Origin of the sequence: Corynebacterium sp. HMSC05H05 (genome assembly GCF_001807265.1) — a bacterium.
Lineage (GTDB): Bacteria > Actinomycetota > Actinomycetes > Mycobacteriales > Mycobacteriaceae > Corynebacterium.
Map to the genome: position 1 here is coordinate 620 of NZ_KV788391.1, position 23,738 is coordinate 24,357.

The 23,738-nt window shown below is 65.4% G+C and carries 23 protein-coding genes and 5 tRNA genes; 9 read left to right on the forward strand and 19 right to left on the reverse strand.

What is annotated here, in order from left to right; all coding sequences use genetic code 11:
• The first annotated feature begins 183 nt into the window (after nt 1–183).
• Nucleotides 184–783: a serine O-acetyltransferase EpsC gene (gene epsC / locus HMPREF3151_RS05940; protein WP_070474552.1), complete on the forward strand. Its 600-nt coding sequence runs from the start codon at nt 184–186 to the stop codon at nt 781–783.
• Here epsC and HMPREF3151_RS05945 read toward each other — a convergent pair whose 3' ends face one another.
• The 7 genes from HMPREF3151_RS05945 to HMPREF3151_RS05975 all read right to left on the reverse strand — a co-directional run bounded on the left by HMPREF3151_RS05945 (nt 784) and on the right by HMPREF3151_RS05975 (nt 5,353).
• Nucleotides 784–1,074 (reverse strand): GNAT family N-acetyltransferase, encoded by a 291-nt coding sequence (locus tag HMPREF3151_RS05945; protein ID WP_070474556.1) that lies wholly within the window; start codon nt 1,072–1,074, stop codon nt 784–786.
• Between the two features lie 59 nt (nt 1,075–1,133).
• Nucleotides 1,134–1,206, reverse strand: a tRNA-Phe gene (locus HMPREF3151_RS05950).
• A 28-nt stretch (nt 1,207–1,234) separates the two neighbouring features.
• A tRNA-Asp gene (locus HMPREF3151_RS05955) sits at nt 1,235–1,308 on the reverse strand.
• A gap of 143 nt (nt 1,309–1,451) precedes the next feature.
• Entirely contained in the window at nt 1,452–3,407 is a 1,956-nt protein-coding gene (locus tag HMPREF3151_RS05960; protein ID WP_168160606.1) for a vWA domain-containing protein, read from the reverse strand.
• A 135-nt stretch (nt 3,408–3,542) separates the two neighbouring features.
• A complete protein-coding gene (locus HMPREF3151_RS05965) occupies nt 3,543–5,147 on the reverse strand; it encodes an ATP-binding cassette domain-containing protein (protein WP_070474777.1) in 1,605 nt (534 codons plus the stop codon).
• Nucleotides 5,148–5,205: 58 nt separating this feature from the next.
• Nucleotides 5,206–5,279 (reverse strand) — tRNA-Asp (locus HMPREF3151_RS05970).
• A gap of 1 nt (nt 5,280) precedes the next feature.
• Nucleotides 5,281–5,353: transfer RNA gene (locus tag HMPREF3151_RS05975), tRNA-Glu, on the reverse strand.
• A 74-nt stretch (nt 5,354–5,427) separates the two neighbouring features.
• Here HMPREF3151_RS05975 and HMPREF3151_RS05980 point away from each other — a divergent pair.
• Nucleotides 5,428–6,015: a CG0192 family protein gene (locus HMPREF3151_RS05980; RefSeq protein ID WP_070474561.1), complete on the forward strand. Its 588-nt coding sequence runs from the start codon at nt 5,428–5,430 to the stop codon at nt 6,013–6,015.
• Nucleotides 6,016–6,018: 3 nt separating this feature from the next.
• On the opposite strand, the gene zupT is transcribed toward HMPREF3151_RS05980, so the two are convergent.
• The 3 genes from zupT to HMPREF3151_RS05995 form a co-directional block, all read right to left on the reverse strand.
• On the reverse strand, nt 6,019–6,825 hold the full coding sequence (gene zupT, locus HMPREF3151_RS05985) for a zinc transporter ZupT (RefSeq protein ID WP_070474563.1): 807 nt from the start codon (nt 6,823–6,825) through the stop codon (nt 6,019–6,021).
• A gap of 84 nt (nt 6,826–6,909) precedes the next feature.
• Nucleotides 6,910–6,982 (reverse strand) — tRNA-Lys (locus HMPREF3151_RS05990).
• A 52-nt stretch (nt 6,983–7,034) separates the two neighbouring features.
• A complete protein-coding gene (locus HMPREF3151_RS05995) occupies nt 7,035–8,543 on the reverse strand; it encodes an acetyl-CoA hydrolase/transferase family protein (protein WP_070474565.1) in 1,509 nt (502 codons plus the stop codon).
• A gap of 189 nt (nt 8,544–8,732) precedes the next feature.
• Here HMPREF3151_RS05995 and dusB point away from each other — a divergent pair, with 189 nt between their 5' ends.
• Both dusB and HMPREF3151_RS06005 read left to right on the forward strand, forming a co-directional pair.
• On the forward strand, nt 8,733–9,893 hold the full coding sequence (gene dusB, locus HMPREF3151_RS06000) for a tRNA dihydrouridine synthase DusB (RefSeq protein WP_070474568.1): 1,161 nt from the start codon (nt 8,733–8,735) through the stop codon (nt 9,891–9,893).
• Between the two features lie 27 nt (nt 9,894–9,920).
• Nucleotides 9,921–10,652, forward strand: coding sequence for a phosphate signaling complex PhoU family protein (locus tag HMPREF3151_RS06005; RefSeq protein WP_246815217.1), 732 nt, complete (start codon nt 9,921–9,923; stop codon nt 10,650–10,652).
• 64 nt (nt 10,653–10,716) lie between these two features.
• Here HMPREF3151_RS06005 and pstB read toward each other — a convergent pair whose 3' ends face one another.
• The 5 genes from pstB to mshD form a co-directional block, all read right to left on the reverse strand.
• Nucleotides 10,717–11,493 carry a phosphate ABC transporter ATP-binding protein PstB gene (gene pstB, locus HMPREF3151_RS06010; RefSeq protein WP_070474571.1) on the reverse strand — a complete coding sequence of 259 codons (777 nt, stop codon included), beginning with the start codon at nt 11,491–11,493 and terminating at the stop codon, nt 10,717–10,719.
• Nucleotides 11,494–11,529: 36 nt separating this feature from the next.
• Nucleotides 11,530–12,357: a phosphate ABC transporter permease PstA gene (gene pstA / locus HMPREF3151_RS06015; RefSeq protein WP_246815221.1), complete on the reverse strand. Its 828-nt coding sequence runs from the start codon at nt 12,355–12,357 to the stop codon at nt 11,530–11,532.
• A gap of 142 nt (nt 12,358–12,499) precedes the next feature.
• Entirely contained in the window at nt 12,500–13,570 is a 1,071-nt protein-coding gene (gene pstC / locus HMPREF3151_RS06020) for a phosphate ABC transporter permease subunit PstC (RefSeq protein WP_083290216.1), read from the reverse strand.
• Nucleotides 13,571–13,724: 154 nt separating this feature from the next.
• Nucleotides 13,725–14,876: a phosphate ABC transporter substrate-binding protein PstS gene (gene pstS, locus HMPREF3151_RS06025; protein ID WP_070474576.1), complete on the reverse strand. Its 1,152-nt coding sequence runs from the start codon at nt 14,874–14,876 to the stop codon at nt 13,725–13,727.
• Nucleotides 14,877–15,040: 164 nt separating this feature from the next.
• Nucleotides 15,041–15,913, reverse strand: a complete 873-nt coding sequence (gene mshD / locus HMPREF3151_RS06030; RefSeq protein WP_070474579.1) for a mycothiol synthase — start codon at nt 15,911–15,913, stop codon at nt 15,041–15,043.
• A 34-nt stretch (nt 15,914–15,947) separates the two neighbouring features.
• Between mshD and HMPREF3151_RS06035 the strand changes: the two genes are divergently transcribed.
• Nucleotides 15,948–16,673, forward strand: a complete 726-nt coding sequence (locus HMPREF3151_RS06035) for an LmeA family phospholipid-binding protein (RefSeq protein ID WP_246815218.1) — start codon at nt 15,948–15,950, stop codon at nt 16,671–16,673.
• Nucleotides 16,666–17,322: a heme-binding beta-barrel domain-containing protein gene (locus HMPREF3151_RS06040; RefSeq protein ID WP_070474585.1), complete on the forward strand. Its 657-nt coding sequence runs from the start codon at nt 16,666–16,668 to the stop codon at nt 17,320–17,322. Before HMPREF3151_RS06035 ends, HMPREF3151_RS06040 begins: the two co-directional genes overlap by 8 nt.
• Here the strand turns inward: HMPREF3151_RS06040 and HMPREF3151_RS06045 are convergent.
• Nucleotides 17,319–18,215: an aminodeoxychorismate lyase gene (locus HMPREF3151_RS06045; RefSeq protein ID WP_070474588.1), complete on the reverse strand. Its 897-nt coding sequence runs from the start codon at nt 18,213–18,215 to the stop codon at nt 17,319–17,321. The genes HMPREF3151_RS06040 and HMPREF3151_RS06045 overlap by 4 nt on opposite strands.
• Before the next feature lie 22 nt (nt 18,216–18,237).
• On the opposite strand from HMPREF3151_RS06045, the gene HMPREF3151_RS06050 reads away from it, so the two are divergent.
• Together HMPREF3151_RS06050 and HMPREF3151_RS06055 are read left to right on the forward strand one after the other, a co-directional pair.
• Nucleotides 18,238–19,290: a CAF17-like 4Fe-4S cluster assembly/insertion protein YgfZ gene (locus tag HMPREF3151_RS06050; protein ID WP_070474590.1), complete on the forward strand. Its 1,053-nt coding sequence runs from the start codon at nt 18,238–18,240 to the stop codon at nt 19,288–19,290.
• A gap of 131 nt (nt 19,291–19,421) precedes the next feature.
• Nucleotides 19,422–19,622, forward strand: a complete 201-nt coding sequence (locus HMPREF3151_RS06055; protein ID WP_070474593.1) for a DUF3073 domain-containing protein — start codon at nt 19,422–19,424, stop codon at nt 19,620–19,622.
• Between the two features lie 51 nt (nt 19,623–19,673).
• Here the strand turns inward: HMPREF3151_RS06055 and purM are convergent, their stop codons facing one another.
• From purM to HMPREF3151_RS06070, 3 genes are read right to left on the reverse strand one after another with little or no spacing between them, the layout of a single operon-like run.
• Nucleotides 19,674–20,741, reverse strand: a complete 1,068-nt coding sequence (gene purM / locus HMPREF3151_RS06060) for a phosphoribosylformylglycinamidine cyclo-ligase (protein ID WP_070474596.1) — start codon at nt 20,739–20,741, stop codon at nt 19,674–19,676.
• Entirely contained in the window at nt 20,742–22,250 is a 1,509-nt protein-coding gene (purF, locus tag HMPREF3151_RS06065) for an amidophosphoribosyltransferase (RefSeq protein ID WP_070474599.1), read from the reverse strand.
• Nucleotides 22,251–22,274: 24 nt separating this feature from the next.
• Nucleotides 22,275–22,655, reverse strand: coding sequence for a sterol carrier family protein (locus HMPREF3151_RS06070; RefSeq protein WP_070474600.1), 381 nt, complete (start codon nt 22,653–22,655; stop codon nt 22,275–22,277).
• 24 nt (nt 22,656–22,679) lie between these two features.
• On the opposite strand from HMPREF3151_RS06070, the gene HMPREF3151_RS06075 reads away from it, so the two are divergent.
• A complete protein-coding gene (locus HMPREF3151_RS06075) occupies nt 22,680–23,687 on the forward strand; it encodes an acyl-CoA thioesterase (RefSeq protein WP_070474603.1) in 1,008 nt (335 codons plus the stop codon).
• Nucleotides 23,688–23,738 lie beyond the last annotated feature (51 nt).

Below are 23,738 nucleotides of genomic sequence, written 5' to 3' on the forward strand. Positions count from 1 at the left end.
CCAAGTCGAGGTGGCGCATTCACCCACTGACAACCCCCGAATTTCAGGCACGGATTCACCACTTGAAATTCACCATGTGCGTCGGACCGGTTCTGACGAGCTGGGCAGGGCTGGTCGGACCACCCATGGCGCCGGGGAATTTTTATCCCCACAGAAAATGGACCGCTTGGTACACTGCGCCCCATGCTTTCCCTGGTTGCAAAGGTAGTTTCCACTGTCCGCGAGGACCTGGCAAACGCGCGCGATCACGACCCCGCCGCTCGCGGCGACGTCGAAAACGCGGTGGTGTACTCGGGTCTGCACGCCATCTGGGTGCACCGCATCTGCCACGCCATGTGGGAGCGCGACTGGAAGGGGCCGGCGCGCATCCTGGCGCAGCTGAACCGGTTCTTCACCGGCATTGAGATCCACCCTGGCGCGACGATCGGCCGAAGGTTCTTCATCGACCACGGCATGGGCATCGTCATCGGCGAAACCGCGGAGATCGGCGACGGTGTCATGCTCTACCACGGAGTGACCCTGGGCGGGCAAGTGCTCACGCAGACGAAGCGCCACCCCACCATCGGCGACAACGTCACCATCGGCGCCGGCGCCAAGGTGTTGGGCCCGGTGACCATCGGCTCCGGCTCCGCAGTCGGCGCGAACGCCGTGGTGACCAAGGACGTGCCGGAAAACTCGATTGCGGTGGGCATTCCGGCGAAGGTCCGTCCGCGCAAGACGGACGAGTGCGTGAAGCTTGTGGACCCGGACAGCTACATCGACCCGGGCAGCTACATCATCTAATTAGGCGAGTAGGTCCCGGTACTGCGGGTTCTGCTCGATGTAGCGCTCCACCGCGGGGCAGGACGGGGTGACCTGCATGCCGTCGGCGCGGGCGTCGTCGAGCGCCGCCTGGATCAGCGGCTTGGACAGGCCTTGGCCGCGGAACTTCGGGTCCACCACCGTGTGCGGCAGGTCGCGCACGCCGTTCGCGTCGGCGTAGGTGGCAAAGCCGGCGACTTCTTCGCCGACGAGGATTTCGTACTGGCCTTCCGTTTCGTTCTTGTGCACGGATACTTCCGGGTTATCAGACATGCGGCCGACTATATATGCGAAACCCCTTCCGCGTCGCTGCGGAAGGGGTTTCGGGAGTGTGGCCAGAGCCAGGATCGAACTGGCGACCCCACACTTTTCAGGCGTGTGCTCTACCAACTGAGCTATCTGGCCGGAACTACTCGTTTGCCAAGCAATTCAGCGACCCTGACGGGACTTGAACCCGCGACCTCCGCCGTGACAGGGCGGCGCGCTAACCAACTGCGCCACAGGGCCATATTCTGTTGTTTCTGTGCCCGCTCAAGTGCGTTTCACACTGTCGCTTGCACGAGTTGATACATTACACAGCCCCCTAACATGGCGACAAATCGCCAGCTTAGGAGAGGTATCTCCCGGTTTCAGACCCGGTGCTTTCGTGCTTACCGACGCCCACGCGCGACGAAGAAGACAACCGCCCCGGCCACCAGCAGCAGCACCAGCAGGCCGCCGAGCAGACCCGGAACGAGCCCGAAGCCGCCAGCCTCGTCGTCCTCCGCGGCGTTGACCTCCGCATCGTCTTCCCCGCTGTCCTGACTGTCCTGCGAGGCTGCAGTCTCGACTGTGTTGTCCACCGCGCTGAATGTGATCGGCTCGTCGGATGGCTCCGGACCGTCCTCGTGCGTCGGTGTCCAATCCGGGCCGCCGTTGGCCGGCTCGCCATCCATGACCACCTCGAATTCAAAGGGCTGCTCCACGCCAGCGATGTCGTAGCCCTCGTGCACCCACCCCATGCCGAGCCACACGTAGTACTCGCCCTGGTAAGGCGTATTCGTGCCGTGCCACACGTACTGGTTAAAGGTTTCCGGGTCGGACTCCGCAGCGTCCTGGAAAAAGTTCAACGGGTGGCGCAGTACCTCGTTGCGCATCGGGTCGTAGATGCCGAACCCGAGGCTATCGGCGTTGTGAGCAACCGACGCCGGCGTTTTCACCTTCATCACCGGTCGCTGCCCGTACGCCACCGGGATCTTATAGAACCTGAATTCACCAGGGATGATGTTGTCGGAGTACGTGCCCTCGGTGATGTCCACCGCATCACTGAACCCGGTGCCGCCGGAAATTGGCTTGGGGTTCTCAATCGGCAGCTCCCCTAGGTAGTCGCCGGCTTTGGTAATACGGCCGTCGGACCACTCGGTTTTCTGTTCATCGTCGTGAATCGGCTCATAAAACACGCCGACCTCGAGCGAAATGTCCCCAACGTCGTTCCCTTCGACGTCGGACACCTGCATTTTGACCAGGATGTCGCTCATGTCGCACTCCATGTCCGACTCCTCGTTGCGCTCTGCCGAGGCGTTCGCAGAGTCGATCCCATAGTCCGGCCCAGCAGAGACGAATGCGGAGTGCGTAACGGGGAACCAGCCGCACTCTGCGTCGCCCTCGTTGGTGACCTCCACCGGATCAATCTTGAGGTGGCCGTCCTCCCACATGCCGTCGGTCTGCCACACGGGTGAAAACACCATGCGCGCGTTGTGGCGCGGCGGCACGGAAATGCGGAAGTACCGGTCCTTCGCAGCGCCCCGGTCCGGCGTCACCGTGGTCTGGTACTGCCCCTCGCCCAGCCACTTCGCGTCCTCCGGGGTGTCCGAGAACTCGAATTCGGTGCCGCCGGTCTGGTACTTCTCCACCCCGCGCTGGGACAAAAACTTCAGCGACTCCGCCAAGCTGCTCGCATCGGCCGCCTCCAGGAACTGCCCGCCGCCAGCTTCCGCGATGCACTCCAGCTCCGCGCGAGCTTCCTCATCGGCCTTGAACCCGACAGTGTGGATCGCCAGGTCTACGCCGTTGCCGGCCAATTCTTTGGCCACGTCACACACCTCCGGCGGCGCGCAGGTATCAATGCCGTCGGAGACCAGAATGATCGAGCGCTCCCCCTCGTTGCCCAACTCCTCTGCAGCTTTGCGCAGCGCGTTGCCCATCGGCGTGTAGCCCTTCGGCGTGAGCCCGTCGATAGCCGTGCCGAATTTTTGTTTGTCCACCTTGCCAATAGGCACGAGGCGCTCGATATCCTTGCAGCCCTTTTCGCGGTTGTCGGGCGCATTGGATTCCTGCGCGCCGTAGGCGATGAGCCCCATCTGCGCAGTTTCCGGCAGGAAATCAACGAGCTCGCGGGTCGCCTTCTTCGCCGCGTCGATGCGCGGCCCCTCGGCGTCCTCCTCGACCATGGAATAGGACGCATCCAGGATTAGGACACCCTTCGCGTCGGCGGAGCCTCCGCTTGCCGACGCCCGCGTGGTCGAGCTCGACAGCGTCTTCGTCTCCGTGCTTACTGCAGTGCTCGATTCCGCGGGCCTACCCGTCGATGTCTCCGTCGCGAATGCTGGCGCTACCCACGCCAACATGCAAGCGACGACAAGCGCGAGCACCGCTACGGACCGACTTTCCCGTTTCGCATGCGACATTGCCCAAGTCCCCTTCAGTATGTGTCCGCAATCACAGCACACAATAAAAGTGGATCAGGACTTCCGCAACAGGTGTTAGGAAGACAGGTATCTCCCGTTTTCAGACCCGGTGCGTTCATGCCTATCGACGAGCTGCCGCACCGTGCCCGCATCCACCACTCGCCCACCTGCTGAGCCGGCACCGGGACCCAGGTCAATGACGTAGTCGACGCGGGACACCAGCGCCAGGTTGTGCTCCACCACGATGACAGTCGCGCCGGAATCCACCAGCCGGTCAAACAGCTCGACCAAGCGCGCGGTGTCCGTCAGGTGCAGGCCGGTGGTGGGCTCGTCCAGCACGTAGGCGGGCGCCGGCTTCTTCAGACTGGCGGCCAGCTTCAGGCGCTGGCGCTCGCCGCCGGACAACGTGGTCAGCGGCTGGCCGAGCGTGACGTAGCCCAGCCCCACGTCGATCAGGTGCCCGCACATCTTGGCCGCGGCGTTGACCTTGTTCTCCTTCAGGTAGGGCTGCGCCTCATCGGCGGGCATGGCCAGCACCTCGGCGATGTTCTTGCCGCCGAGGGTGTGCACGAGCACGGCGTCGTCGAAACGCTTGCCCTCGCAGACCTCGCAGGGCACGTCCACGCCCTGCATCATGCCGAGATCCACGTAGACCACGCCCGCGCCCTTGCAGTGCTGGCACGCGCCGGCGGAGTTCGGCGAGAACATCGAGGCCGGCTCGCCGGAGGCTTTCGCAAACGCCTTGCGGATCGGGTCCAGCGCGCCGGTATAGGTGGCAGGGTTGGAGCGCCGCGAGCCGGAGATGGGCGCCTGGTCCACCCACACCGCGTCTTCCAGCAGCGCGGAATCCTTCAACGCGCGCAGCAGGGAGGACTTGCCGGAACCCGCCACGCCAGTCACCGCGGTGAGCACGCCGGTGGGGATGTCTACGTCGATGCCGGCGAGGTTATTCTCGCTGGCCCCGCGCACCTTGAGCCACCCGCCAGGCTCGCGCGGGTCGTCCTTGATCTCGCCCACCGGCACGTCCACCGGGAATTTTCCGGCTTCGGCGTAGGCGCGGAACTGCCACGAGCCGGGCTTGTAGCCGGGCGCGAGGATGGCGCCGTCGTCGATGGACAGTGAGTCGTCCACCACCTGCGCCTCGTCGAACTTGCTCGCACGCCCGGTGCCGGCGCACTCCGGGCACATGCCGCCGGTGCGGGTGAAGGTCTTCACCACCTTTTTCTTGCCGGTCGCGTCCTTGATCGCCCCGCCGCCCGACACGCTCGGCACGTTGAACGAGTACGCGCCCGGCCCGCCGGCGTTGGGCTCCGCGATGCGCGAATACAACACGCGCAGCATGGGCGTAACGTCCGTGGCGGTGCCGACAGTGGAACGCACGTTCGCCCCAAGCGCGGACTGGTCCACCACGATCGCAGCGGTTACGCCTTCAAGCCCAACCACGTCCGGCCGCGCCATCGACGGCATGAACCCTTGGACGAAGGAGGAGTACGTCTCGTTGATCAGGCGCTGCGACTCGGCGGCGACGGTATCGAAGACCAGCGAGGACTTGCCGGACCCAGACACGCCGGCAAAGACGGTGAGGCGGCGCTTCGGGATCTGCACGGAGACGTCCCGCAGGTTGTTCTCGTTCGCTCCGGTAACAACGATTGCATCGTGGGCGTCAGCTTTGTTATTCACGGGCGCCAAGCGTAGCCGTCGCAAAGCAAAAAGCCCGAGGCGTACCTCGAGCTAAGAGCGACCCTGACGGGACTTGAACCCGCGACCTCCGCCGTGACAGGGCGGCGCGCTAACCAACTGCGCCACAGGGCCGTACCCCCAACGGGATTCGAACCCGTGTTGCCGCCGTGAAAGGGCGGAGTCCTAGGCCTCTAGACGATGGGGGCCTGTCATCAAAGACAGCCGTTGAATCATACGACACAGCCGTCGCAGCAACCAAATGAGCAGTACAGTGGGCCTCATGGCCGAAGCAATCATCTACGACGCAACCCTCAATCCAACGAAGGATGAGGTCCTTTCCGAGCATTCCCCCATCGTGGAGCCCCTCGGTTCCTACCGGGCGGTGGATCGCGACGGCGAGGTGGGCATTGAGGTCCTCGTCGGCCGCGATGTCAACGGAGCGCTGCGGCAGTTCGGCGTCTCCTACCGCGACGCGGGGGCCAAGCTTGACGACGAGCTCACGCCCATGGACCACTCCGTCCTCGGCGCCCGCTCCGTGGCACCACTGACCACGGACCCGGTGGCTGTGCGCGAGCTGATCCAGACAATCCTCGCCGGCGACGAGGGCGCGTCCTTCAGCAACGGCGAGCCGATCTTCGCCGTGCGCGGCACCGGCCAAACTCGCGACGTGGCCTTGGGCGCGGTGGAGATCGAGGACCACAACGAGTACACCAGCATCGGCTCGGTGGCCATCGACGGCGACAAGCAGCGCTACCAGCTGCGCATCACCCGCGAGATCCTCAGCGCCCAGGTGTCGGAGCCGGAAGACCTCGCGCTCGTGCGCGCGGACGACGGCGCGATCCTCATGCGCCTTGAAGTCTGGAAGTAAGCCTTAGCCCGGCAGCATGAGCAGGCTGGCCGCCATGACAGCCATGCCGATGATCATGCCGTAAATGGCGGTGTGGTGCTTGCCCGTCGCAATGGCGGTGGGCAGCAGCTTGTCCAGGCTGACAAAGACCATGATGCCGGCGATGACGGCGAAGGTGTAGCCCAGCGTCTGCGGCCCCAGAAACGGCTGCAGCAACAGGAAGCCGATGACGGCGCCGAGCGGCTCCGCCAGGCCCGACAGGGTGGCCCAGCCGGCAGCTTTCCACTTCGAGCCGGTGGCCTGGCGCAGCGGCACCGCCACGGCGATGCCTTCCGGGATGTTGTGGATCGCGATGGCCAACGCAATCGGCAGCGCCAGCGCCGGATCCGCGAGCGCAACCGCGAAGGTGGCAAAACCTTCGGGGAAGTTGTGCACCGCGATTGCTACCGCGCTGAGCACGCCGACGTTGCGCAGCCGCGCACGGCTCACACCGGACTCGTCCGGCTCCTCGTGCGGGTTGATCTCCTCCGGCACAAACCTGTCAATCAGTGCGATCAGCGCAATGCCAGCGAAGAACGCGGCCACTCCCCACTTCTCCGCCGAGGCGTTGCCCGCTTCCGCCAGGCCTCCGATCCCCTCGGGCAGCAGCTCCACAAACGAGATGTAGACCATGACACCGGCGGAGAATCCGAGCGCCCCCGCCAAAAAGCCCGGCCCCGGAGAACGCTTCATTACTACGACCAACCCACCGAAGCCGGTGGACAGGCCGGCTAGCAAGGAGATCCCGAGCGCGACGGCGACGGCGTCCGGGGCGACTGTTGCAAGATCCATGACGCAAAGCTAGCAGTTGCGTCAGGTGGCCGAAGGGACGTCGACACGCAAAATGCCCCGGCCGAACACGGCCGGGGCATGCGGTGGGCCCTGCGGGGATCGAACCCGCGACCTGCGGATTAAAAGTCCGTAGCTCTACCAGCTGAGCTAAAGGCCCGCGAGGGCTAATGGTAGCCCCTGCGACCATTAGCCCGGAAATCGGGGCAGGGTTAGTCCTGCTTCATCATCGTGCCGGTCTCTTCCATGCGCAGGTGGAAGTCGAAGGCGTGGCGCAGATCGTGCGGGGTTGCCTGGTACTTGCACTTGGAAGCGAGCTCGACGTACTCCTCCAGCAGCGGACGGTACGACGGGTGCGCGATGGAGATCATCTTGGCCACGCGGTCGCGCGGGGCCAGGCCGCGCAGGTCGGCCACGCCGTACTCGGTGATGAAGACCATCGCGTCGTGCTCGTTGTGGTCGATGTGGGACGCGAACGGGACAATGGCGGAGATAGCGCCGTCCTTCGCCACCGACGGGGAGATGAACGAGGAGATGTAGGCGTTGCGGGTGAAGTCGCCCGAGCCGCCCAGGGCGTTCATCAGACGGGAGCCGTTGATGTGGGTGGAGTTGGCGTTGCCGTAGATGTCCGCCTCGATCATGCCGTTGGACGCGATCAGGCCGGTGCGGCGGATGACCTCCGGGTGGTTGGAGATGGACTGCGGGCGCAGGATGATGGACTCGCGGTAGCGCGACGCCTCATTGTTCATCTTCTCCGCGTACTCCGGCGACAGGGAGAACGACGTTGCGGACGCCACGGTCATCTTGCCGGCGTCGATGAGGTCGACCATGCCGTCCTGAATGACCTCGGTGTAGGCCTGGATGTTTTCGAACTTGGAGTCCATCAGGCCCGCCATCACGGCGTTGGGGACATTGCCCACACCGGACTGCATGACGTAGCCGTCGTACGTCAGACGGCCGGCCTTGACCTCGTTTTCCAGGAAGTCCAGGAAGTTGCCGGCGATCTGCTCGGAGATCTCGTCCGGCGCCTTGAACGGGGCGTTGCGGTCCGGGTCGTTCGTCTCAATGACGGCGACGACCTTCTCCGGGTCGATCTCGATGTAGGTGGTGCCGATGCGGTCGCCGCACTTGGTGATCGGGATCGGGATGCGGTTCGGCAGCGGCGGCACGGTCCAGATGTCGTGCATGCCCTCGAGCTCCTCGGACTGCCAGGAGTTGACCTCGATGATGATCTTCTTGGCGGCGTTGAGGAACTCCACCGAGTTGCCGACAGAGGAAGACGGGACGATGTTGCCGTCCTCGGTGATGCGCACGGCCTCCACGATGGCCAGGTCGACCTCGCCGAAGAAGCCCTGCTCCACCATCATGCCGGAATGCGACAGGTGGATGTCCTGGAACTTCATCTCGCCGGCGTTGATCTTGTTACGCATGGTCGGATCGGACTGGTATGGCATGCGGTAGCGCAGCGCACCGGCCTCCGCGAGCACACCATCGCACTCCGGCGCGGTGGAAGCACCGGTGTACATGTCGATGGAGAAGTCCTGGCCCTTCTCGTGAGCGGCCTTCGCCTTCTCCGCAATCGCGGCAGGCAGAGCCTTGGGGTAGCCGGCGCCGGTGAAGCCGGAGGTGCCGACCTTGTCGCCGTGGTTGACAAACTGGACAGCCTCTTCGGCGGACATGACCTTGTCGCGCAGCTTCGCGTTTGCAATGCGGTCGCTCATGTTGCTCCCTCAAATCGTTATGTGCGGGTAGATAACATTCCCCACAATATTGTGACGTAGGCCCCACTGCCAGAATTCGGGCGGAGCCCGCGGTAAAGCAACTGCTTAGCGACGGCACCGTACCCCCGAACGGGCGTAATCCCGACGATTGGACGGAAGACGTGCTGCACGGGAAGAATAGGCCGCACTATGACTGCAGTTGCCCCCGCCCTGACAATCGGCGGCATTGATTTGAGCTCCCCCGTCATCCTCGCGCCGATGGCCGGGGTGACAAACATGCCGTTTCGCGTGCTGTGCCGCGAGATTGAAGAAGAGCTCACCGGCACCTCCTCCGGCCTGTACGTCTGCGAGATGATCACCGCGCGCGCCATGGTGGCCCGCAACCAGAAAACGCTGCACATGACCACCTTCGCCGACGTGGAAACGCCACGGTCGATGCAGCTGTACACCGTGGACCCCAAGTTCACCTACGAGGCGGTGCGCATGATCGTGGAGGAAGACATCGCCGACCATGTGGACATGAACTTCGGCTGCCCCGTGCCCAAGGTCACCCGCAAGGGCGGCGGCTGCGCCATCCCGTACAAGCGGCGCCTCTACGGCAACATCGTCGACGCCGCCGTGCGCGCCGCCGAGGGCTCCGGGATCCCGATTACGGTGAAGTTCCGCATCGGCATCGACGACGAGCACCACACGCACCTCGACGCCGGGCGCATCGCCGCCGACACCGGCGCCGCCGCGATCGCGCTGCACGCCCGCACCGGCGCCGAACGCTACTCGGGCCAGGCCCACTGGGACGAAATCGGCCGCTTGGTCGAGCACATGGACGGCACCGGCGTGCCCGTCATCGGCAACGGCGACATCTTCGCCGCCGACGACGCGGCGAAGATGATGGAGCAGACCGGCTGCCACGGCGTCGAAGTCGGCCGCGGGTGCTTGGGCCGGCCGTGGCTGTTCGCCCAACTCGGCGCCCAGCTGCGTGGCGAAGCCATCCCGCCGGAGCCGACCCTGGGGCAAGTCGCAGGCATCATCTACCGCCACGCCGAGCTGCTTGCCGCCCACGACGGCGAGGAGCACGCCTGCCGCGACATCCGCAAACACACCGGGTGGTACCTGCGCGGCTTCCCTGTCGGTGGCGAGTTCCGCAAGTCGCTGGCCCAGGTCAGCTCCCTGGCGGAACTCAAGGAGCGCCTCGCCCCCATCGCCGATTCGGAGGAAAAGGCTCAGCACGCGGACGACGCCCGCGGGCGCCAGGGTTCCGCCGGCAAGATTGCGCTGCCCGAGGGATGGCTGGACGACCCGGAGGACGACACTGTGCCCGAGGGCGCCGAGATTGAAAATAACGGCGGTTAAATCCGCCAGCTTGCGTAGCATGAAGCCATGCTGCGCACCGTGTATAGAGAACATCTCCAGGCCTTCAACGAGGACGTCCTCGAGATGTGTGATGCCGTGCGCGACGTTATGGGTCACGCCACGGCAGCGCTTTTGGAGCACTCCCTGGAGGACGCCGAGGCCGCGCTGACGGCAGTGGACGAGCTCAAAGAGATCAGCCAACGCTGCGAGGAACGCAGCATGAGCCTGCTCGCGCTGCACAGCCCCGTGGCGTACGACCTGCGCCAGGTTATCTCCGCTATCTACATTGTGGAGAGCTTCGATCGCATGGGCTCCCTGGCAAAAAACGTCGCGCTGCTGGCCAGGCAGCGTCACCCCAACCCCGTCTACCCCGAGCCGCTGCAAGGCTACGTCCAAGAGCTCGCACGTCTCGTCTACGAGATGGGTGCCGCAACCCGCAAACTGCTCGACGAGCCCGACGCGGACGCCGCTGTGGAGCTGCACACCATCGACGAAGGCGTGGACGACATGAAAGCGTTCCTCTGCGCGCTGGCCTCTGCCCCGGACTGGCAGTACACCAACCGGGAAGCCGTGGACCTGTCCATGCTCGCGCGCTACTACGAGCGCTACGCCGACCGCTGCGTCAGCGTTGGCCGACGCATGGTCTTCCTCATCACCGGGCTCCAGCCCGAGGCGTACGTGCAACAACGCGACGAGGTGGACTACGACCCGGTGAAGAAGTTCGCCACCATCGAGCGCAAGTTCCGCAACCAGAAGTAGCTGCGAAACGCAACGCCCCTTGCGGTGCGTGGTGCACCGAAGGGGCGTCGAGAAGCAGAACGCTTTAGCCGAAGCGACCGGAGATGTAGTCCTCGGTCTCCTTCTGCTCCGGGTTCTCGAAGATCGTGGTGGTGTCGTTGAACTCCACCAGGTGGCCCGGCTTACCGGTGGCTTCGAGGGAGAAGAAGGCGGTCTTGTCGGACACGCGTGCAGCCTGCTGCATGTTGTGGGTCACGATCACGATGGTGTACTCGTTCTTCAGCTCGTGGATGAGGTCCTCCACGGCCAGAGTGGAAATCGGGTCCAGGGCGGAGCAGGGCTCGTCCATAAGCAGGACCTCCGGGCGCACCGCGATCGCACGTGCGATGCACAGACGCTGCTGCTGACCGCCGGAGAGGCCGCCGCCCGGCTTGTCCAGGCGGTCCTTGACCTCTTCCCACAGGTTCGCGCCACGCAGGGACTGCTCGGCGACCTCCTTGAGCTTCTTCTTGTCCTTCTCGCCAGCCAGGCGCAGGCCCGCCACGACGTTGTCCTCGATGGACATGGTGGGGAACGGGTTCGCCTTCTGGAACACCATGCCGATGGTGTTGCGCACGGCAACCGGGTCGACGTTCTTGCCGTAAATGTCGTTGCCGTCGAGGAGGATCTCGCCCTTCACGGACGCGCCGGGGATGACCTCGTGCATGCGGTTCAGGGTGCGCAGCACGGTGGACTTGCCGCAGCCGGACGGGCCGATGAACGCGGTCACGGCCTTGGACGGGATCTGCATGTTGACGTTCTGCACAGCGTGGAAATCGCCGTAGTAGATGTTGACGTCGTTGAGTTCGAGCTTGGTAGACATCTGGGTTTCTCCTGGGTGGGTGGGAACGCGGGTGGGTTACTTCTTGACCGAGTAGCGCTTCGCCACGAATCGAGCGAGCAGGTTCAGGGTGACAACGAGGATCACGAGCGTCAGCGCCGCGCCCCAGAGTCGGTCGTTTGCCGGGCCGGTTGCACCGGACTTCCACATGTCCAGCATGAACAGCGGCAGCGAGGACTGCGGCTTGTCAAACATGTTGAACCAGTTGGTGGTCGGGGTGGAGCCGACGAGGATCAGCACCGGGGCGGACTCGCCCATCACACGTGCGATGGCGAGCATGACGCCGGTGACGATGCCGGACAGGGCTGTCGGTAGCACGATGCGCATGATGGTCTTCCACTTGGGAACACCCAGAGCGTAGGACGCCTCGCGCAGGTCCATCGGAACCACGCGCAGCATCTCCTCGGTGTTGCGGACCACAACCGGGATCATGAGCAGGATCAGCGACAGCGACACTGCGAAGCCGGAGCGCTGCTGGCCCAGGATGGTGATCCACAGTGCGTAGACGAACAGCGCGGCGACGATGGACGGCACGCCGGAGAGGATGTCCACCATGAAGGTGGTCAGCTTGCCCAGCTTGTTGCCGTTGGAGTACTCCACCAGGTAGATGGCGGTGAAGATGCCGATCGGGATGGAGAACAGCGACGCAACCAGCGTCTGCATGAGGGTGCCGGCGATGGCGTGGAGTGCGCCACCGCCCGGCTTTGAGGAGCGCACGCCGACCATGTCCTGGGTCCACCAGGCCGGGTCGATCACAGCGCCCAGGCCGCGGGAGACCACGGTGATGAGCAGCCACAGCAGCGGGATCAGCGCGAGGATCATGCACAGCCACATCAGGCCGCCCATGATCGAGTTCGTGGTCTTGCGGCTTGCGGCGATGTCGGTGAACGGGCTTTCACCTTTACGACGCACCGGAGCGGCGTTCTTGGTTGCTACCTGGGAGGAGCCGTTGTTCGGTACTGCAGTAGACATTTCTACTTTCCGCTCCTTACTTGTTGACGATCGCGCGGGCGATCGAGTTGACGATGAAGGTCAGCAGGAACAGCACCAGGCCGGCAGCGATGTAGGCGCCTGCGGAGACCGGGTTGTTGAACTCTGCGGCGGCGTTGGCGATCGCGGTGGCGAAGGTAGTGCCGCCGTCGAACAGGGAGCCACGGAAGTCGTTCGCCGGCGCCACGGCCATGTACAGCGCCATAGTCTCACCCAGTGCGCGGCCGAGGCCGAGCATGGAGCCGGCGATGAAGCCGGACATGCCGAACGGGATCACCGTCATGCGGATGACTTCCCAGCGGGTGGCGCCGAGCGCCAGCGCGGACTCGATCTGGCCGGGAGGGGTCTGCACGAAGATCTCGCGTGCGGTTGCGGCGATGATCGGCAGGATCATGATGGCCAGGACGATGCCGCCGGTCATCATGTTGCGGGCCGTGGAGAACGGCGGGGAGTTCTGGTAGGTGGCGAACAGGAAGAAGTCGCCGCCCCAGCTGTTGACCCACTTGTAGAAGTCGCCCAGCAGCGGGCCGAGCACCTGCGCGCCCCACAGGCCGTACACGATGGACGGCACGGCGGCGAGCATGTCCACCAGGGTACCCAGCGGCCGGACCAGGTTCGGCGGGCAGTAGTTGGACAGGAACAGTGCCACGCCGAGCGCGATCGGCATCGCGATGATCAGCGCGATCAGAGAGATGGTCACCGTGGAGAAGAACAGGTTCGGGATACCGAACTGCATCGCCTCCAGGTTCGATGTCTGCCACTGGCCACCGTAGGTGAGGAAGCCCAGCACACCACGGTCGTTACGCATCAGCGGCGGGAGAGCCTGAATGAGCAGGAAGATGCCGATCGCCGCGACCAGCACAGTGATCAGGGTTGCGGAGGCGGTGGACAGAAACTCGAAGACGCGGTCGCCGGGGCGCTTCACGCCGGCGCCCTTGGCGGGGTCGCCCGCAATGGGAGCGTGCTCGTTCTCGCCCTTGGTCAGGGTGGCGCCTGTGGAGTTCTGGATTACAGGATCAGTGGTGTTCGCGGGCCCTGCGCCGCGGTCGAGGTGATCGTTAGCAGCCATATGCTCGAATCCTTCGAAAATGAATCGTTGTGGACGGCGGAAACTGGGGCGAACGCTCCACTTCTCCGCATAGAGAGACCCCCCGAGATCGGAATCTGAGGGGGTCTATCTGCCTACCGCGGCGCGAGAGACCGCAGTGGCCGGTTACCAGCGCTTACTGGATAGCGTTGATAGCCTCGCGCAGGCGCTCAGCGTGTGCACCCTTGACCGGGATGAAGCCCTCTGCAGAGAGCTCCTCATCCTGGCTGTCCAGTGCGACGTTGAGGAAGTCCTTGACCATGTTGGAGGTTGCCTCGTCGTAGCCGGCGGAGCAGACGATCTCGTAGGTGGTCAGAACCAGCGGGTATGCGCCAGCGACGTCGGTCTGGAACAGCTTCTCAGCGTCGACGACCATGTCGTGGCCCTCGGTCTTGAACTCGAGGTTGTCCAGGGTCTTCTCAACGGACTCGTCGGACAGCTCAACCGGGCCGTTACCGAAGTCGATGTTGGCAGTCTTGTCAGCGAAGCCAGCCTCGACGTAGGTGATGGCGCCCTCGGTGGCGTTGACCTCCTGGGCCACACCGGAGGAGCCGTTTGCGCCGGTGCCCACGGAGTTCGGGAAGGCCTTGCCGGAGGACTCCCACTTGCCGTCGGAAGCCGCAGCCAGGAACTTCTGGAAGTTGTCGGAGGTGCCGGACTCGTCGGAGCGGTAGAAGACGTTGATCGGAGTATCCGGGAGCTCGACGCCCTCGTTGTTCTCGGCGATCTTCGGGTCGTTCCAGGTGGTGATGACGCCCTGGAAGATCTCGACGATGTTGTCGACGGTCAGGTTCAGCTCGTCCACGCCGTCCAGGTTGTACGCGATTGCAACCGGGCCGATGACGAACGGCAGGTGCCATGCCTCGTTGCCGCCGCAGCGGTCAGCAGCTTCCTGGACCTGCTCGTCCTTCAGCGGGGAGTCAGAGCCAGCGAAGACGGCCTGGTTGGCGATGAAGTTCTTCTGGCCAGAGCCGGAACCGGACGGGGTGTAGGCCAGCTGCGCACCCGGAACCTCGGATGCGTAGACGGACGCGAAGTAGTCCATCGCGTTCTGCTGGGAGGAAGCGCCCTCAGCAACGAGGGTGCCCTCCTGGCCGGACAGCTCGTAGTCGCCGGACTTCGCGTCGCCGTCCTTGCTGTCGTTGCCGTCGGAGGAGACGGCCTCGGTTGCGGACTCAACAGCGTCGGTAGCTGCGTTGTCCTCGGAGTCGCCGCAAGCGACGAGGGAAGCGGAAGAGAGGGCAACGACGCCAGCGATTGCGGCGGTGCGCTTGAAGTTACGGATCACGGGATACCTTTCCGGTGCTAACGGGTCAGTTTCGAGTGTCGGAGCAACTGTCCGATTACTCACGAGTGCAAACCTACGGAACCCTGGTTAATGGCCGGTAGCCAGTTAAGTGAATAACTGGTGAACTCCCGTCCATCACACTGTTTTCGCAGGTTAAGGCCAGGCTACTCGTACACAACGTGACTTTCATCAACTTCAAAACCGAGCTGCAAATACCGCTTCACCGCCGGCTCATTGTCCGCCTCAACATAAAGGATGACCTGCGGGGATCCCCCTGCAACTAGGTGCCTCAGACCCATCTGCATCAATGGTCCCCCCATCCCCTCCCCCCGATGCTTCGAAGCGAGCCCAACCACATACACCTCACCCGTCCCATCGGGGTGGCGTTTGGTCCAGTGGAACCCAGCCAACTGTTCGCCTACATACAGCAGCCGCACACCTGCCGGGTCGAACCAGTCGGCCTCCATTGCGCGATGCAGCCGCTCCAGGTCCCAACCGCCTTGCTCGGGGTGCCAAGAGAACGCGTCGTTGTTGACCTCGAGCCATTGCTTTTCGACGGCGTCCCGCCCCCAACGCTCCACCGCGCTGACGTAGTCCAGAGCTTCGAACCCCTCCGGCAGCTCGGGCTCACCCGCGGGAATGTCGCCGGCAGAAATCCCCATCACCAGCAGCTCACGAGCAACGCCCAGCCCAAGCTTCGCGGCGAGCGCTCGCGCTCCCGTCAGGTTGCCGTGCGCCCACAGGCCGGCGTCAGGGGTTTCCGCACGGACCTTGCGCGCCAGCGCCTCGCCGATCCCTTTGCGGCGGAAGTCCGGGTGCACGACCAGCTCCGCGGAACCGTCCTCTGCCAGCCCCGCGCAAGCCACCACCGCGCCGTCATTCTCGGCCAGAAAGTGGGTGTGGCGCACGCGCTCGTCCTCAAGCCCCTGCACAAAAGCTTCAGAGAAGGCGGCGATGCCGTCGTGGGCTTCGGCGGCTTCAAGCAAGGGCCGCACGCGGTCGCCGGGCAACTGGGCGCTTAGGATATCGACAGTCATGGTTCCCAAGGCTACGTGCGGGAAGGAGGGCGCGTTGAAACGAACGGTCGTGGTCGCGGCGGCGCTCGTCGCTGCCCTCGGGCTCGCAGATACAGCGCTGGCTTCCCACGTGGAGCACAATCTCGCCAGCGAAGGCGTGGAGGCGCAGGTCAGCGCCGTGCCATTCGTGTGGTCCGGCATCAGCGGCCGCGTCCCGCGCGTCACGGTCAAGCGCACCGACGCGGACATCCCCGGCCCTGGGGTGGGCACGGTGAGCGTGGAGATGTTCAACCTGAAGCTGGACACTCCGGCGAATGCGCTGCGCGGAGAGGTTGTCGGCGCGGATGCCCGCCTGGTGCGCCGCCGCATCCGCCTGGACGGCGTGGGCTTCGGCGAGCTACTGGGAATTACGGACCTGGACATGGCCAACCCGTACGACATCTCGCCTACCGGCGGCGTGGCCAGCGAGGCGCGGCTGACCGGCACCGTGCCCGGCGCGCAGGAGCCCGCCACGGTGGTGGTGACGCTGCGGCTTGTCGACGGCACGTTCCGCATGCGCCCCAGCCAACTCATCGACGCCGCGGCCGGCGAGGAACGTACCGTGCTGGACGGCTTCACCCTCGACCTGGACACCCGCGAGCTGCCCTTGGGCGGGCCCGCAGACCTGGTGCAGCTGCGGGGCGGCTCGCTCGAGCTGTCCCGCGACCGCGTGAACACCGTGGTGGAGCCTGCGGATCTGGAGCCGCTGGCAGGAGCGTCTACGCTGGGAAAGCATGACTGAAGAAAATAGGACTGAAGAAAACACACTCAACGGCAACGACGCTGTGAACCTCGCGGCGGAGCAGTCCAAGAACACTGCGCACCGCAACATCCCGGAGCTGGGCTTCGAGGAGATGCCGCTCGAGGCGGACACCGCCAACTTGCGTTTCGGCCCGTCGCTTCACGACGGCCTGCTGGCCCTGCTGCCGCTCGTCGGCGTGTGGACGGGCTCCGGCCAGGCGAACGACCCGTCCGATCCGGAGGGCGAGGAGTACGCCTTTGGCCAGCAGCTGGTTGTCTCCCACGACGGCGAGAACTACCTGCGCTTCGAGTCCCGCATCTGGCGCCTGGATTCCGAGGGCAACGCCACCGGCGCAGACCAGCGCGAGGTGGGGTTCTGGCGCATCTCGCTCAAGGACGAAATCGAGGTGACACTGACGAACTCGCGCGGTCTGGTGGAGATCATGTACGGCGGGCTAGTCAACGAGCGCGCGTGGCAGCTCACCAGCGCCTCCACCATCGCCACCGAAACTGGCCCGGCGGCCCACGGCCCGGGCAAGCGCCTCTACGGCCTGATGCCCAACAACAACCTGGGCTGGGTGGACGAGCGCGCCGTCGACGGCGAAATGGTGCCCTACATGTCCGCCGAGCTGAAGCGCGTGGCGGGCTAAGCTACCGCGTCTTCAATGAGCTGCCTGATCTCCGCGGCGTTGTCGGGGGCGGGCAGCTTTTCGCCGTCGAGACGCTTCACACGGGTTGCGATGCGGGTGGAGCTGACCAGCCAGACGGACTCCGCTTTGAACAGTTCGCCCAAGTAGATGTCCTTGGCCTTGCACTTCCAGCCCAGCTTCTCGGCGTGGTCGAAGACGGCGGCCTGAGTGGTGCCGGCCATCACGCCCGCACCCGGAGCTGGGGTGCGCAAGCGGCCGCCCTTTTTCACCATGAGCACGCTCGAAGTCGCGCCTTCGAGCACGCGGCCGGTCTCCGGGTCGACGTAGATGATGTCGTCCGCGCCTTGCTCGTCCGCCCAGCGCAGCGCAGCCATGGTCAGCGCGTAGTTCAGTGTCTTCGCGCCGTCGCGCATCCAGGGCACGTTGAGGTCGATGGCGTAGCCGCGCGGGGTGGTCAGCACACTGACGCCGCGCTCTCGCTGGCGCAGCAGTTTCTCTGGCAGTGGACGCACGGTGATCCACGCGGTGGGCACACCGGTGGTTTCACGGCCCCGGGTCATAGTCCAGGTCACTTTCGCTTCGATGCTCGGATCGTCGTCGCGCTCGCGGCAGTAATCCGCCACCGCCTCCTCAGTCGAGCGTGTCCAGTGCTCCTTGCCCGGTGTGGGCAGTCCCAGCAGTTCCGCGGAGCGCGCGAAGCGTTTCAGGTGCTTGCTCAGGTTCTGAGGTGTACCCCCGCGCACCAGGATGGATTCGAAGATGCCGTCGCCGCGGGTGACGGCCGCGTCGTCCCAGAACACGTGCGGCATGTTCGGGTTCTGGCGCCGCACCGAGCCGCCGAACGGCTCCACCAGGTAGATCACGGGCGCGGGCGTTAGCTGGGGAAAAACCATAGTGCCCCTATGATAGGCGCCCATGGGTTACGCATCGGAGCTTTTGACACGTCCCGGCGCACAGGAGCTGCCCGGACCCTCGCTTCTCGACGCCGAAGGGGTCCCCTGGCACTACGGCAACCCCCTTGTGGAGCAGCGCATCACCGAGCCGACGCTGGTGGACCGCTCACACCGCGCCGTTATCGCCGTTTCCGGGCCGGACGCGCCGGCGTTCCTGAACAACCTGCTCACCCAGAAGCTGGATGACGTCGCCGACGGCTTCGCCGCCTCCGCCCTGGACCTGGACGCGCAGGGGCGCATCCTGCACCACGCGGACGTGGCGGTGGCCGACGGCGTCTACTACTTCGACCTGCCGTCCTACCAGCGCGAATCCTTTGTGGACTTCCTGCGCAAGATGGTCTTCTGGTCCGAGGTGACCATTGAGGAGCCGGACCTGGGCGTGCTGACCATCCTGGGCCCGGTAGCGCAGCCGGACTTGGGCCAGGCGTTCACCCGCCGCCTGGACGGCTGGGGCGGTATCGGCCGCACCGACATCGCGGTGCCACGGCCGCAAATCACCGAGATCGCGGACCAGTTCCCGCTCGCGGGCCTGATGGCCTTTACCGCCTACCGCGTCGCCGCGGGCGAGCCGGAAACTCGCGCGGACCTGGACGAGAAGTCCATCCCGCACGAGGCGCCGAACCTGATCAACCGCGGCGAGAAGATCCGCGCTGTCCACCTGGAAAAGGGCTGCTACCGCGGGCAGGAAACTGTCGCGCGCGTGGAGAACCTGGGCCGCTCCCCCAGGTTGCTGGTGAAGCTCCAGTTGGACGGCTCCGCCCCTAACGAGCCGGAAAGCGGCGCCGAGATCACCGCCGGCGGGCGCAAGGTGGGCCGCGTTGGCACCGTGGTGCACGACGCGGACGAGGGCCCGGTCGCGCTCGCGCTTGTGAAGCGTTCTGCGCTGCAGGCGCCGCTGGAGATCGGCGGCACGGCGGCATCGGTGGACCAGTCGTCCTTGCCCGCGGATGAAGGCGAGCACGCGGGACGCCGAGCCGTCGATAGGCTAAGGCGCGGACCTGAGAGCCAGATATAACAGCTGCTCAGACCCCCAAAGCGCATTTTTCCTGAGTGCAAGCTATAGTGTCCTACAGGAAAATATCGTAAATAAGTATGAGGCCGCCTCTTTAGAAGGCCGCCCAAGAACCACCTCAAGGGGGTCACGCCATGGGCCGCGGACGCGCAAAAGCCAAGCAGACCAAGGTTGCTCGCCAGCTGAAGTACAACTCTCCCGAAATGGACCTGGATTCCCTGCAGCGAGAGCTTGCAGGCCAGGCCCCGCGACGCAGCTGGGACGACGATGAGGCTGAGGTGGACGACCAGTACGCGGAGTACGCGGACTGGGACGACGAGGACGACGACCGCTAGTCCACAGCCTCAATGAAAAAGCACCCCTGGCCGGGGTGCTTTTCTTGTTGCCTAGTACTGCGGATGCGAGCCGGTGAGCACGGCGCGGGCAGTGTCGCCCTCGCCTGCTGCGCGGACCTCGCCGAGATCCCACGCGTCGATGTGGCGCGCCGCCAAGATGGCCAGGGCGCGGTCCCGGTCCTCCGGGCTGACAATGGCAACCATGCCGACGCCCATGTTGAACGTCTTCTCCATCTCCTCGTCCGGCACCTGGCCGACAGACTTGATGGTGCGGAAGATCGGGCCCGGGGTCCAGGTGGTGCGGCGCATGTCTGCAACCAGCCCCTCGGGGATGATGCGCTCCATGTTGCCGGCCAGCCCGCCGCCGGTGACGTGGCAGAAGGTGCGGACCTCGCACTCCGCGGCCAGCGCCAGGCAGTCCAAGGCGTAGATGCGGGTCGGCTCCAAAAGCTCCTCGCCGAGCGTGCGGCCGAGCTCCTCCATCTCCACGTCCAGCGGCAGCCCGGCGCGCTCCAGGAGCACGTGGCGGGCCAACGAGTAACCGTTGGAGTGCAGGCCGGAGGACGCCATGGCGATGATGGAATCGCCCTCGCGGACCTTGTCCGGGCCGAGTAGCTCGGCAGCCTCGACAACGCCGACGGCGGTAGCGGAGACGTCGTACTCGTCCGGCTCCATCACGCCCGGGTGCTCAGCGGTCTCGCCGCCGAGCAGGGCGCAGCCTGCCTGGACGCAGCCCTCGGCGATGCCGGAGACGATCTCTGCGACCTTTTCCGGCACGACCTTGCCGATGGCGATGTAGTCCTGCAGAAACAGCGGCTCGGCACCGCAGACGACCAGGTCGTCCACGCACATGGCCACCAGGTCGATGCCGATGGTGTCGTGCTTGTCCATGGCCTGCGCCACAGCGAGCTTCGTGCCCACACCGTCGGAGCCTGCGGCCAGCAGCGGCTCCTTGTACTTCCCCAGCGCAAACAGGCCGGCAAATCCGCCCAGCCCGCCGCGGACCTCCGGGCGGGTGGCGCGCTTCGCGTGCGGGGCGAAAAGCTCCACGGCCTTGTCGCCGGCCTCGATGGACACGCCGGCGGCTTCGTAGGAAACCGGATTCTGTTCAGTACTCATTTAGGCTTCTGCACCTTTCTGGATGCGTCGGACAAGGTCGGCGTTGGGGTTGCCCTCCGGCAGGCCCAGTGGGTAATCGCCGGTGAAGCAGGCCGCGCAGAGGTTTTCCTTGGGTTGGTTCGACGCGGCGATCATGTCGTCGATAGGCACGAATGCCAGCGAATCCGCCCCGACCATCGTACGGATGGACTCAGCGATCGCCTCGTCCGAATCGGTGCGGCCGTGGTTGGCGATCAGCTCGCCGGGGCTGGCGAAGTCGATGCCGTAGAAGCACGGCCACTTCACCGGCGGCGAGGCAATGCGCACGTGCACCTCCGCCGCACCAGCCTCCCGCAGCATGCGGATCAGCTTACGCTGCGTGTTGCCGCGCACGATGGAATCGTCCACCACCACGAGCTTCTTGCCCTCGATGACCTCGCGCACCGGGTTGAGCTTCAGACGCAGGCCCAGCTGGCGCAGGGTGTCGGAGGGTTGGATGAACGTGCGGCCCACGTAGGCGTTTTTCATCATGCCCTGTTTGAACGGGATGCCGGATGCCTCCGCGTAGCCGATGGCGGCGGGGGTGCCGGACTCCGGCACGGGCATGACCAGGTCCGCCTCCACCGGGCTCACCTTGGACAGGCGGCGGCCGATTTCGATGCGGGAGGCGTTGACGGTCTGCCCGTCGATGACGGAGTCGGGCCGCGCGACGTAGACGTACTCGAACACGCAGTGCGCCTTCGGGGTTTCGGCGAAGCGCTCGGAGTGCACGCCGGATTCGTCGATGGCCACCATCTCGCCCGGCTCGATGTCGCGCACAAACGACGCGCCGACGATGTCCAGGGCGCAGGTCTCGGAGGCGACAACCCAGCCGCCGTCGAGGCGGCCCAGCGACAGCGGGCGCACGCCGTGCGGGTCGCGGGCGGCATACAGCGTGTGGCCGTCGGTGACCATGAAGCAGAAGGCGCCTTTGACACGGGGCAGGAGTTCCCGTGCGGCGTCGAGAAGCGTCTTGTCTTCGGTGACCAGATCGGCCAGCAGCGCGGAAACCACCGCGGTATCCGACGACGAGCCCTGGCCCTTCACCCCGGCAGGAGAAATCAGCTTCTTCGCAATCGCTTCGTCCTGCAGCTCGAGGTAGTTGACCAGGTTGCCGTTGTGCGCCAGCGCGATGTCCGTGCCGTTGGGCGAGGTGCGGAACATCGGCTGGACGTTCTCCCACGAGTTGCCCCCGGCCGTGGAGTAGCGGGTATGCCCGATCGCCACATCGCCCTGCAGCGCCTCTAGCGCGGGTTCGTCGAAGACCTGGCTGACCAGACCGGTGTCCTTGAACACCACCAGCTTGTCCGGGTCTCCCACCGCGATGCCGGCGCCTTCCTGGCCGCGGTGTTGCAGCGCGAACAGGCCGAAGTAGCTCAGCTTGGCCACGTCCTCGCCCGGCGCCCAGACGCCGAACACGCCGCACTCGTCGCGCGGGGCATCGCTGTCGATATCGAAGTCCTGACTTGGTTTAGGGCTCTCCGTAAGCACGCCCCTCACTGTATCCGAGTCCGCTCAGCGCAGCGCAATCACGGGCAGGCCAGCGGCGATTTCGGCGGCGCGGGAGCCGGAGGCGTCGATAGTCCCCCGCTTCAGCTCCTCGTCGAAGCTGGTCAGCCCGGTGGCCAGCCGCAGCCACGTCTCCGGTTTCATCTCCACCACATTCGGCGGGGTGCCGCGCGTGTGCCGCGGGCCCTCGACGCACTGCACCGCCACAAACGGCGGCACGCGCAGCTCCACCGAGTGCCCCGGGAGCTCCTCGGCGAGGGTGCGCGCGGTGCGCCGGCAAGCATTTGCAAGTTCGCTTCTCGACGGCTCCGCTGCCCCACCCTCCAGCCACCCAGCCACCTGCTGGATTGCCTCACGTGTCAGCGCCGGGTCTTGTTTCTGCACCATGACACACCATATTAAGGTGGCCCCATGCCAAATACCCGCGTCGCCGCCGAGCGCTCCCCATCCGTGACCCTGCGATTCATGGCCTCCCCCACCGACGTGCTGCACCACGGCGCACAAGGTGTCTCCGGCGGCCGCGTGCTGGAGTGGATCGACAAGGCCGCCTATGCCTGCGCCGCGCAATGGTCCGCCACCTACTGCGTCACCGCCTACGTGGGCCACATCCACTTCACCCGGCCGATTCCGTCCGGTCACATCGTGGAGGTGCGCTCCCGCATCGCCATGACCGGGCGGTCGTCGATGCACATCGTCAACGAGGTGCTCTCCGCCGACCCGCGCGAAGGTATCTTCACCCGCGCCTGCGACTGCCTGGTCGTGTTTGTGGCCAAGGACCCGGACACCGGCAAGTCCATGGCGGTGCCGTCGTTTGTGCCGACGGACGACGAGGAGCGCCGCGTCGCCGAGGCCGCCAAGTCCCGCATTGGGCTGCGCCAAGCCATCGAATCCGAGATGGAGGCGCAGACCTACACCGACGACTCCACCGCGCCGCGCATCGTGCACCGCTTCATGGCTAAGCCCACCGACGTGAACTGGGGCGGCAACGTCCACGGCGGCACCGCCATGGAATGGATCGACGAGGCTGGCCTGGCCTGCACCATGGAGTGGTCCGGCGAGCGCACCGTGGCGGTGTACGCCGGCGGCATCCGCTTCTACAGCCCCGTACACATCGGCGATCTGATCGAGGTGGACGCGCGCATCACCCGCACCGACTCGCGCTCCATCCACACCTCGATACACCTGCGCGCCGGCGACCCGCGCGGCGGGCGGGAGAACCTGAAGGACGCCATCCACGCCACGTTCACCTACATCGGCATCGACATCGACGGCAACCCCCTGCCGGCGCGCAAGTTCACCCCGGTCACCGAGGAGGACCAGCGCCTCTGGGAGCACACCCAGACGCTCAAGGACCTGCGCGGGCAGTACGAGCCGGTGCCGCTGGTCAAGCCGCTGCCGCCGGTGCAGCGCACGTCCTAAGTTTTTCGCCCGTATATGCGTTTGGGGAATGTGGCAAATATTTGCCACATT

Excerpts from the sequence above, each read along its gene's own strand:
- epsC (WP_070474552.1), top strand. The coding sequence starts at position 184 with ATGCTTTCCCTGGTTGCAAAGGTAGTTTCCACTGTCCGCGAGGACCTG.
- pstA (WP_246815221.1), bottom strand. The coding sequence starts at position 12,357 with ATGGGCGGCCTGATGTGGCTGTGCATGATCCTCGCGCTGATCCCGCTG.
- HMPREF3151_RS05995 (WP_070474565.1), bottom strand. The coding sequence starts at position 8,543 with ATGAGCGACCGCATTGCAAACGCGAAGCTGCGCGACAAGGTCATGTCC.
- HMPREF3151_RS06040 (WP_070474585.1), top strand. The coding sequence starts at position 16,666 with ATGACTGAAGAAAATAGGACTGAAGAAAACACACTCAACGGCAACGAC.
- HMPREF3151_RS06045 (WP_070474588.1), bottom strand. The coding sequence starts at position 18,215 with ATGGTTTTTCCCCAGCTAACGCCCGCGCCCGTGATCTACCTGGTGGAG.
- purM (WP_070474596.1), bottom strand. The coding sequence starts at position 20,741 with ATGAGTACTGAACAGAATCCGGTTTCCTACGAAGCCGCCGGCGTGTCC.
- pstB (WP_070474571.1), bottom strand. The coding sequence starts at position 11,493 with ATGTCTACCAAGCTCGAACTCAACGACGTCAACATCTACTACGGCGAT.
- HMPREF3151_RS06050 (WP_070474590.1), top strand. The coding sequence starts at position 18,238 with ATGGGTTACGCATCGGAGCTTTTGACACGTCCCGGCGCACAGGAGCTG.
- HMPREF3151_RS06075 (WP_070474603.1), top strand. The coding sequence starts at position 22,680 with ATGCCAAATACCCGCGTCGCCGCCGAGCGCTCCCCATCCGTGACCCTG.
- HMPREF3151_RS05960 (WP_168160606.1), bottom strand. The coding sequence starts at position 3,407 with ATGTTGGCGTGGGTAGCGCCAGCATTCGCGACGGAGACATCGACGGGT.
- zupT (WP_070474563.1), bottom strand. The coding sequence starts at position 6,825 with ATGGATCTTGCAACAGTCGCCCCGGACGCCGTCGCCGTCGCGCTCGGG.
- HMPREF3151_RS06055 (WP_070474593.1), top strand. The coding sequence starts at position 19,422 with ATGGGCCGCGGACGCGCAAAAGCCAAGCAGACCAAGGTTGCTCGCCAG.
- HMPREF3151_RS06005 (WP_246815217.1), top strand. The coding sequence starts at position 9,921 with ATGCTGCGCACCGTGTATAGAGAACATCTCCAGGCCTTCAACGAGGAC.
- mshD (WP_070474579.1), bottom strand. The coding sequence starts at position 15,913 with ATGACTGTCGATATCCTAAGCGCCCAGTTGCCCGGCGACCGCGTGCGG.
- HMPREF3151_RS05980 (WP_070474561.1), top strand. The coding sequence starts at position 5,428 with ATGGCCGAAGCAATCATCTACGACGCAACCCTCAATCCAACGAAGGAT.
- HMPREF3151_RS05945 (WP_070474556.1), bottom strand. The coding sequence starts at position 1,074 with ATGTCTGATAACCCGGAAGTATCCGTGCACAAGAACGAAACGGAAGGC.
- pstC (WP_083290216.1), bottom strand. The coding sequence starts at position 13,570 with ATGGCTGCTAACGATCACCTCGACCGCGGCGCAGGGCCCGCGAACACC.
- HMPREF3151_RS06070 (WP_070474600.1), bottom strand. The coding sequence starts at position 22,655 with ATGGTGCAGAAACAAGACCCGGCGCTGACACGTGAGGCAATCCAGCAG.
- dusB (WP_070474568.1), top strand. The coding sequence starts at position 8,733 with ATGACTGCAGTTGCCCCCGCCCTGACAATCGGCGGCATTGATTTGAGC.